The sequence below is a fragment of the Azospirillum sp. Sh1 genome (genome assembly GCF_008365135.1).
GTDB lineage: Bacteria > Pseudomonadota > Alphaproteobacteria > Azospirillales > Azospirillaceae > Azospirillum > Azospirillum oryzae.
Genome location: NZ_VTTK01000012.1, coordinates 176,264 through 183,461, shown reverse-complemented (window position 1 = coordinate 183,461; position 7,198 = coordinate 176,264). Strand labels below are relative to the sequence as shown.

General features: G+C 67.1%; 8 protein-coding genes. 5 read left to right on the top strand and 3 right to left on the bottom strand.

From position 1 onward, the window contains the following. Both odhB and FZ029_RS14930 read left to right on the top strand, forming a co-directional pair. Positions 1 to 1,086: 2-oxoglutarate dehydrogenase complex dihydrolipoyllysine-residue succinyltransferase (gene odhB, locus FZ029_RS14935; RefSeq protein ID WP_247892312.1), on the top strand; the 1,086-nt coding region annotated here is incomplete at its 5' end. 257 nt (positions 1,087 to 1,343) lie between these two features. Then, positions 1,344 to 2,069: a hypothetical protein gene (locus tag FZ029_RS14930; RefSeq protein ID WP_149269915.1), complete on the top strand. Its 726-nt coding sequence runs from the start codon at positions 1,344 to 1,346 to the stop codon at positions 2,067 to 2,069. An 18-nt stretch (positions 2,070 to 2,087) separates the two neighbouring features. On the opposite strand, the gene FZ029_RS14925 is transcribed toward FZ029_RS14930, so the two are convergent. After that, complete coding sequence (locus tag FZ029_RS14925; RefSeq protein ID WP_188051946.1) at positions 2,088 to 2,759, bottom strand: YopT-type cysteine protease domain-containing protein; 672 nt, start codon at positions 2,757 to 2,759, stop codon at positions 2,088 to 2,090. Between the two features lie 336 nt (positions 2,760 to 3,095). Here FZ029_RS14925 and FZ029_RS14920 point away from each other — a divergent pair, with 336 nt between their 5' ends. Next, positions 3,096 to 3,548 (top strand): PAS domain S-box protein, encoded by a 453-nt coding sequence (locus FZ029_RS14920; RefSeq protein WP_149197853.1) that lies wholly within the window; start codon positions 3,096 to 3,098, stop codon positions 3,546 to 3,548. 137 nt (positions 3,549 to 3,685) lie between these two features. Then, entirely contained in the window at positions 3,686 to 4,936 is a 1,251-nt protein-coding gene (frc, locus tag FZ029_RS14915) for a formyl-CoA transferase (RefSeq protein WP_149197852.1), read from the top strand. Positions 4,937 to 5,098: 162 nt separating this feature from the next. Here the strand turns inward: frc and FZ029_RS14910 are convergent, their stop codons facing one another. Both FZ029_RS14910 and FZ029_RS14905 read right to left on the bottom strand, forming a co-directional pair. After that, positions 5,099 to 5,245: a hypothetical protein gene (locus FZ029_RS14910; RefSeq protein ID WP_246457683.1), complete on the bottom strand. Its 147-nt coding sequence runs from the start codon at positions 5,243 to 5,245 to the stop codon at positions 5,099 to 5,101. Positions 5,246 to 5,465: 220 nt separating this feature from the next. After that, positions 5,466 to 5,882, bottom strand: coding sequence for an HRDC domain-containing protein (locus tag FZ029_RS14905; protein ID WP_149269912.1), 417 nt, complete (start codon positions 5,880 to 5,882; stop codon positions 5,466 to 5,468). Positions 5,883 to 6,107: 225 nt separating this feature from the next. Between FZ029_RS14905 and FZ029_RS14900 the strand changes: the two genes are divergently transcribed. Continuing rightward, positions 6,108 to 7,109: a hypothetical protein gene (locus tag FZ029_RS14900; RefSeq protein ID WP_149269911.1), complete on the top strand. Its 1,002-nt coding sequence runs from the start codon at positions 6,108 to 6,110 to the stop codon at positions 7,107 to 7,109. Positions 7,110 to 7,198: the final 89 nt, after the last annotated feature.

The following is a 7,198-nucleotide window of genomic DNA, read 5'->3' as shown; positions in this document are numbered from 1 at the left end:
GCGGCGGGGCGCGGCCCCCGGGAGGGGGGGCCGGCGGGGGCCGCCCCCCGGCGGGCTGAAAACGGGGGGGCCCCCGGCCCGGCCCCCGCCCCGGCTGCCGCCGCCCCCGCCGCTGCCCCGGCCGCTGCTCCGGCTCCGGCCGCCGCGCCGGCCCCGGCTCCGGCCGCCGCCGCGCCGGGCAACCTGGCCGCTTCCGGCCCGGCCGCCCGCAAGCTGGCGGACGAGAAGGGCATCGACGGTTCGTCCATCGCCGGTTCGGGCAAGGACGGCCGCGTGACCAAGGGCGACGTTCTCGCCGCCCCCGCCCCGGCCGCCAAGCCGGCCGCTCCGGCCCCGGCGCCGAAGATGGTGTGGGCCGCCGGCACCCAGGGCGACCGTCCGCGGGCAGCTCAGGAAGAGCGCGTCCGCATGACCCGCCTGCGCCAGCGCATCGCCGAGCGCCTGAAGGAGGCCCAGAACTCCGCCGCCATGCTGACCACCTTCAACGAGGTGGACATGTCGGCGGCGATCGCTCTGCGCGCCGAGTACAAGGACTATTTCGAAAAGCGCCACAAGGTGCGGCTCGGCTTCATGTCCTTCTTCGTCAAGGCCGCCGTCCAGGCCCTGAAGGAGATCCCGGCCGTCAACGCCGAGATCGACGGCACCGACATCGTCTACAAGAACTACTATGACATCGGCGTCGCCGTCGGCACGCCGCAGGGTCTGGTGGTTCCGGTTGTCCGCGACGCCGACAAGCTGGACTTCGCCGGCGTCGAGGGCACCATCGCCGCCCTCGGCAAGAAGGGCCGCGACGGCAAGCTGTCGATGGACGAGCTGACCGGCGGCACCTTCACCATCTCCAACGGTGGCGTCTACGGCTCGCTGATGTCGACCCCGATCATCAACCCGCCGCAGTCGGCCATCCTCGGCATGCACAAGACGATGGACCGCGCGGTCGTCGTCGGCGGCAAGATCGAGGTCCGCCCGATGATGTATCTGGCGCTGTCCTACGACCACCGCATCATCGACGGCAAGGAAGCGGTCACCTTCCTCGTCCGCATCAAGGAGCTGATCGAGGATCCGCGCCGCCTGCTGCTGGACGTCTGATCTGGAAGAACGGGTTCAACGAGGCAAGGAAGGGCACCCGCCCTCCCTTGACCCACCCGCCAAGGGCCCATGGGCCCAGGGATTTGGAGAGACCTGAAAGGGCGCCGCGAGGCGCCCTTTTCTTTTGCCGCCGCGACCGGAACGGCGAATACAACCAAAACAAAAGCACAAATCCCGATAACAATCGCCCCGGTTCGTTGACAGCCCCTGCGTGCCGGTATTGTCTCGGCTTCCCGTTTACGACGAAGGGCGCCATCATGCCGGTCAATATTCTCGATCTGGCCGTTGCCGCGAACACCGTCTACAATTTCCAGAAGGGCCGCGGCAACGATGCGGCTGCCTTCAACAAGGCGGAAGGGGCACGGCGGTCTCCGCCCGGCTTCCAGGTGATCTTCACCCACGAAGATATCGACGTCGGTTTCTTTGGCGCCGTCTATCAGGAAAAGCACTCCGACCAGTACATCATCGCCTATCGCGGCACGGCGGTCGGCAGCAGCACGTCGGGCCAGATGGCCGGCACCAAGAACCTGAAGACGGACATCGCGCTCTACACCATCGAAAGCCTGCCCGCCGGCATCCGTGCCGCCCATCTTCTGCTGGAACAGGCGAAGATGCTGCTGGGCGCCGCCCGTCCGATCCTGTGCGGCCATTCGCTGGGCGGCGCCATCGCCACCATCGTCGCGGTCGAGACCGCGCTGCCCTGCTGTGCCTTCAATGCACCGACGGTGTCGAAGATGGTGCGCGGCGGCATCATCCACGGCCCCTATGTCCGGGTGCCCACCGAGGATCTGGCGTCCATCGAAAAGCAGATCATCAACTTCAACCTGCAATGGGACCCGATCAGCAAATCGTCGAAGGCGGTCGGCAAGGTGATCAAGCTGCCGGCCACCCTGTCGACCGGCGGCCATTCGCAGGACAAGGTCGTCGCCAACATCAAGTCCAGCAAATACGCCTCGATGCCCTTCTTCAGTCTGGTCGGCTGATGCCGGCCGGCTGCCGGATCAGTTGAACGAGATGCTCTGCACCACGAACTCCTTGACCTTATAGTCGACGGTCGACCCGTCCCGCTTCACGAAGTTGCGGTATCGGTCGACCAGTCCGGCGAACAGGTCGCCGACACTGCCGCTGGACGCCTTGTATTCGCCAAAGTTGGGATCGAAGAAATAGAGGTGCGATCCCAAGCCGAAGGCCTTGCCGCCGGACTTGTAGCAGCAGGTCGCGTGCGCCATCCCCCGCTGTTCGAAGATCATGGTGACGACGTGATAGGTGTGGGGGCTGGCGGTCGCGGTGGTGATCGCCTTCAGCAGGTCCTTGACGCTTTCCGGATCGGTCGCGCTCACCCACTGCGTCTTGGTCGCCGCGACCTTGAATCCCGCCAACGCCATCGCCTGATTGCGTGAACCGAGCTGTTCGGACGACAGGTCCAGGTCGGCGCTCAATTCCGCGCCGTAGAGGCGCTGCTTGATGCTGGCATGCAGGATCGTGCTGTCGCGGTCGATGTAGGCGATGCGCGCCTTCGACGTCTCCCCCTTGTGCGACCGGTGGCGCGAAATCCATTCCAGGCTGAGGCCGAAACAGATCCCGCTGTTCACCTCGTGGTCGCTGGGAAACAGCCGCTGGATCGGCAGGCGCTGCTTGAAAGGCGCGACACTGTAGCTGTCGAACGCGGCCATCCCATTCCCCATCGATGTCGAATGATTCAAGGCCGCCGGCAGGCTCCGTACGGGTCCTCCGACCCACACTATGCCTGATAATCATTCGAGTACAATTAATCGCAACTCCCAGCAATTCAGACCGTTGGCAGGCGGATGGCGGGAGAAACCGCGGACATCCGCCGCCGATCTGTTCGTTTCCACCACAGTTCGGGTCCCTCTCAAATCCTCTTGCATGGTCGATGGTATCTGGTATACCGTATCGATAATGTCAGTGCGGCCTTGGTTTACGGGCCACCGCCGCACCGGCTCCCCCGGCGCCCAATCCAAGAGGGGGCGAGCGCCAAGGAGATCGACATGGAACAGACAGCAGCAGCGGGTTCGCCCGCGGTTGTGGATTGCGGACAGTTGGTGGCGGTGATCGGCGATGCCGTCATCGTGTCCGACCCGGCCGGCGCCATCATCCTGTGGAACGCGGCGGCGGAACGGATGTTCGGCTTCACCGCCGACGAGGCGATGGGCAAGTCGCTCGACATCATCATTCCCGAACGCCAGCGCCAGCGTCATTGGGACGGCTACGAAAAGACCATGGCCACCGGCGAGACCCGCTACGGCCATGACCTGCTGCGGGTTCCGGCGGTCCACAAGGACGGGCACAGCCTGTCGATCGCCTTCACCGTCGCGCTTTTGCGCGGGACCGACGGTGGAGTGACCGGGATCGTCGCCGTGGTGCGGGACGAAACCGCCCGCTGGACCGAAGAACGGAAACTGCGCCGCCGCCTCACCGAACTCGAGGCGGCGGCCGGCTGACGGCGCCCTGCGGCGATTATCGAATTCCGGCCGGCAGCGACCTCGACGCCCCCGATCTCCGGGCGTGGGCCGGCCGGGCAGAAGAGCAAGTCCAAGAGACAATCTGAAACTACGTGAAAAAAGGGAGTGTTGCAGTCATGACCAAGCCGCTTGAAGGCATTAAGATCATCGACTTCACCCATGTGCAGGCCGGCCCCGCCTGCACCCAGCTTCTGGCCTGGTACGGCGCGGACGTGATCAAGGTCGAACGTCCGGGCGCCGGCGACGTCACCCGCAGCCAGCTGCGTGACATCCCGGGCGCCGACGCGCTCTATTTCACGATGCTGAACAGCAACAAGCGCTCCCTGACGCTGGACACCAAGACGGCCGAGGGCAAGGAAGTCCTGACCCGTCTGATCAAGGAATCCGACGTTCTGGTCGAGAATTTCGGCCCCGGCGCGCTCGACCGCATGGGCTTCAGCTGGGAAAAGATCAAGGAGCTGAACCCCGGCCTGATCGTCGCCTCGGTCAAGGGCTTCAGCGACGGCCACCATTACCAGGACCTGAAGGTCTATGAGAACGTCGCCCAGTGCGCCGGCGGCGCCGCCTCGACCACCGGCTTCTGGGATGGCCCGCCGACCGTGTCCGCCGCCGCTCTCGGCGACAGCAACACCGGCATGCACCTCGCCATCGGCATCCTGACCGCCCTGATGGCCCGCACCAAGACCGGCAAGGGCCAGAAGGTCGCCGTGTCGATGCAGGACAGCGTGCTGAACCTCTGCCGCGTCAAGCTGCGCGACCAGCAGCGCCTGGACCGCGTCGGCTATCTGGAGGAATACCCGCAGTACCCGCACGGCACCTTCTCCGACGTGGTTCCGCGCGGCGGCAATGCCGGCGGCGGCGGCCAGCCGGGCTGGGTGCTGAAGTGCAAGGGCTGGGAGACCGATCCCAACGCCTACATCTACTTCACCATCCAGGGCCATGCCTGGGCGCCGATCTGCAAGGCCTTGGGCCGCGAGGAGTGGATCGACGACCCGGCCTACAACACCGCCGAGGCGCGCCAGGACAAGATCTTCGACATCTTCGCGGTGATCGAGGATTGGCTGAAGGACAAGACCAAGTTCGAGGCCGTCGACATCCTGCGCAAGTACGACATCCCCTGCGCCCCGGTGCTGTCGATGAAGGAGATCGCCAACGACCCGTCGCTGCGCGCCAGCGGCACGGTCGTCGAGGTCGACCACAAGGTGCGCGGCAAGTACCTGACGGTCGGCAGCCCGATCAAGTTCTCCGACATGAAGGTCGAGGTCACCGGCTCCCCGCTGCTCGGCGAGCACACCGACGAGGTCCTGGCCCAGCTCGGCTACAGCAAGGACCAGATCGCCGCCATGCACGAAGCCAAGGTGGTCTGAGGCAGGGTGGTCTGAGGCCGATTGCCCTTGCCCCCACCCCGACCCTCCCCTGCGAAGCGGGGGAGGGTTAGGGTGGGAGCAAATCAGCGACCACCTCGCACAAACGACAACGGCGCCCCACCCGGGCGCCGTTTTCTTCTGCATCCACCCAACCCCGGACCGTCACATCTTTCCGCTGCGCTCCAGATCGTCCAGGATCTCCCCGGCGCGGCTGGTCAGGGTGTGGGCCAGCCGGTCGTAATGGCCGTTGCCGGTCATGCGGGCGCGCCGGGCGGCCTCCGCGCCCAGTTGGGCCAGCTCGAGGGCCATCTTCCGATAGTCCGGAACCGCGCTCCACGCCGCCTCGGCCGCGGCGCGAGCCTTCGGATGATCTTTCGAAGCCACAAACCACCCCATCCGTCGATGCCGGTGAAGGGCGCAATCCTGGCACGTCAGCGCTCAGGAACCAACCGACGCTTACGGCAGCAGCGTCACAGCCTTTGGGTGTGTTTGGCTCCGTCGAACCGCATAAGACTCCGCCGCAATCCGCTCAGTCGATCAGCAGGTCCAGCGTCGAGCGGACCACCTGCACGATCTCCCCGCCATAGGGCGAGCTGGCCTGTCCGCGGGCGTTGACGATGATCGACAGCTCATGCTCCGTCGTCGGGGCGAAGCGGGCGATCTCCTGGACCAGATCGTCGGCCAGGATGGCGTCGCGCGTCACCCCGGCCTGGGCGGCGGCCCTGTCGCGCCAGCCGTTCAGGGCGGCGGCGATGGCCGCCTCGATCTGCTGCGACTCCTCCTTGCGGCGGAGATCGGTGAACAGCACCAGCACCCGCCACGCGCCGTCGGCATAGGCGGTCTCGATGCGCTGGACCTCGACCGTCCGCAGGAACGCGGACAGCTGCGTCTGCGCCTCTTCGGCGGCGGCGTCGGGAATGCTGAAGGTGCGGATCTCGGTGCTCATCGCCCAACCTTGCTGAAAGGCTTCCCTGGATGGAGGAAGCCTACACGAAACGGCGCGTTCGGCAAACCGGGACCCTGCCATGGGGGTGTTCGCGGACCTTGGGGATACCCCCAATTTCCACGGGCCGAATCTCCTCCCCCGCGCGTTGTGGGAGTAGACGACGCGCACCGGCACCCGGCCCATTCCCCTCGCCCGTCCCACGCCTCCACCGCTTGGAGACCCCAGATGCCCTATCCCGAACCGCAGGAGCCGCAATCCGCCCATCCCCTTCCCGAGGAGTCCGCTTCCGACCCCGCCGCGACACCGCGCCGCGGCGGGCGGCGATGGTGGATGCTGGGGACCGGGCTGCTGCTGGCGCCGCTGGCGCTGGGCGGGCTGGCGGTGCTGGCGGTCCTGTGGGCCGGCTCGATGCTCTACGACCAGCCCTTCGCCTGGTACAACCTGAACCGCATCGACGCGATGGCCGACCGGGTGGCGCGCAATCCCGATTCGGTGATGGTGGTGGCGCTCGGCGACACCGCGCTGCGCGACGCCACGCTGGACGAGCGGGGCATGGCGAAGATCGCCGCCGAGCGTGGCGTGTCCGACCTGGAGTTTCTGCGCATCGTCCACCGGCAGGCCCAGTTCGCCGATTTCGAGCCGCTGCTCGACCGGCTGATCGCCGTCAAGCCGACGCTGATCCTGCTCGACCGCAACCTGCTGACCGCCAGCCGCAGCCCGGTCGACGAGCTGGAGCGCTACGGCCACGGCCTGCTGCGGCTCTATCGCGGGCAGGCCTACGTGCAGGATCAGGTGGCACTGCAATACCGGCGCGGCTGCGGCCCGACGCCGTCGGCCTGGCTGACCGGCGGGTCGCCCGGCGCCGTCGACGGCTCCACCGCCACCGCGCGGCAGGTGCGTGCCTTCATCGACCGCGCCTGGGCCGCCGGCATCCGCGTCGCCCTGATCGAGGTGCACAGCCGCCCCGCCACCCCGCGTTCCACCGGCCTGATCGCCACCGCGTCGGCCGCCGAGCCGTCTTCTGCGCCCACCGGCATCAACCTGCCGCTGTGGAACTATGATGACGAGGACGCCGTCCCCGCCACCGCCTGCGGTCAGGCCAGCGCCGACGGGCGCAGCGCCTTCTCCGCCTGGCTGACCGGCGGCATCGCCGGAGCGGTGGCCGGCGCCCAGCCCGACCGCATGCCCGGCCGCGCCGTGGTGACCGAAGCCGCCGCGCTGCCCTGATTGCCGCACTGCAACCGCCCCCGTTCTTTCCGCCTTCCGATTAAACCACTTTTTGTTTATGGTTTTGCCGTCGGGCGAGTCGCAACAGG

Bases quoted from the DNA above. Each gene is read 5' to 3' on its own strand.
- FZ029_RS14930 (WP_149269915.1), top strand. From the start codon at position 1,344: ATGCCGGTCAATATTCTCGATCTGGCCGTTGCCGCGAACACCGTCTAC.
- FZ029_RS14925 (WP_188051946.1), bottom strand. From the start codon at position 2,759: ATGGCCGCGTTCGACAGCTACAGTGTCGCGCCTTTCAAGCAGCGCCTG.
- FZ029_RS14920 (WP_149197853.1), top strand. From the start codon at position 3,096: ATGGAACAGACAGCAGCAGCGGGTTCGCCCGCGGTTGTGGATTGCGGA.
- frc (WP_149197852.1), top strand. From the start codon at position 3,686: ATGACCAAGCCGCTTGAAGGCATTAAGATCATCGACTTCACCCATGTG.
- FZ029_RS14910 (WP_246457683.1), bottom strand. From the start codon at position 5,245: ATGGCCCTCGAGCTGGCCCAACTGGGCGCGGAGGCCGCCCGGCGCGCC.
- FZ029_RS14905 (WP_149269912.1), bottom strand. From the start codon at position 5,882: ATGAGCACCGAGATCCGCACCTTCAGCATTCCCGACGCCGCCGCCGAA.
- FZ029_RS14900 (WP_149269911.1), top strand. From the start codon at position 6,108: ATGCCCTATCCCGAACCGCAGGAGCCGCAATCCGCCCATCCCCTTCCC.